Source organism: Sporosarcina sp. P29, assembly GCF_002743265.1.
Taxonomy (GTDB): domain Bacteria; phylum Bacillota; class Bacilli; order Bacillales_A; family Planococcaceae; genus Sporosarcina.
Genome location: NZ_PDYX01000055.1, coordinates 1 through 989 on the forward strand (window position 1 = coordinate 1; position 989 = coordinate 989).

Sequence of the window (989 nt, forward strand, 5' to 3'; positions counted from 1 at the left end):
GCCCCATCGTGCGGAAATTCCTGAGCGTAAATGTGTAGACATTTTTCATCTTTAAAAGTAATCCCAATCGCCATCTTTCATCTATTTTCAATAAAATAGTTTTTCTTTCTTCTGGTTTGAGTAACATAATGGCCCTTTAACGGCATAACCTTTATTCCAGAATTGCCCCCGTTTGAAGCACAACCTACTTCTATTTGTGGCCCTTTGTAAGCCAAGTACTTCAAGTTCTACTCCATCGTTATTTCAACTACTTAATGTACTCAATATCCTCAATTTCATTATATTCTTCAGGTGATTTTCCTATTTCATTATCAATAAAGATCCAACACTTGATTTCATCTTTAAAATCCTCAGTATACTCTTTATTGATTTTTATCAATTTTGTTTGTTTACCAAATGCCTTTACGTCTTTCACATCTGGATCCTCGGGTTGTATAGCCATGAGGTATGGTCCATCATTCTTAGTAGGACTTACAAGTGTAGCCTCACTAGTTTCAGTAGTATCCATCATCTTTAGTCCCTCAGAACTATTTTTAAATGTTGTAACTTGGATACCTTTTTGTAAAGTATGGCTTAACACAAAGATGTATTCTCCCTTATTTTCATAATGGAAAATATCTTCAGGATTAAAAAAGCCTTCCTGCTCCATTGTTGTTTGGATTTCTTCTTGTACTGATGGTGTTATTTCAGAATTCCCCAGATTTTTCTCCTTACTTGAACAACCAAATAAAAGCAACACGACAGCAATTGTTAACACTAAATTTCTCAATTTAGCCACCTCCCATTATCCCTTTTCAAAAGTATACGAACGGATTTTTCAAAAAGTATCATATTCGGTAGCTCTATTATTTGGCCCGTTTATGGAACATCGTCATAAACCCAAACCCAAACCCAAACCCAAACCCAAACCCAAACCCAAACCCAAACCCAAACCCAAACCCAAACCCAAACCCAAACCCAAACCCAAACCCAAACCCAAACCCAAACCC

1 protein-coding gene is annotated in these 989 nt (G+C 36.5%); it reads right to left on the reverse strand.

The genetic code is table 11. The features are described from left to right. Positions 1-247: 247 nt before the first annotated feature. Positions 248-769 (reverse strand): hypothetical protein, encoded by a 522-nt coding sequence (locus tag CSV68_RS16490; protein WP_099662666.1) that lies wholly within the window; start codon positions 767-769, stop codon positions 248-250. Positions 770-989: the final 220 nt, after the last annotated feature.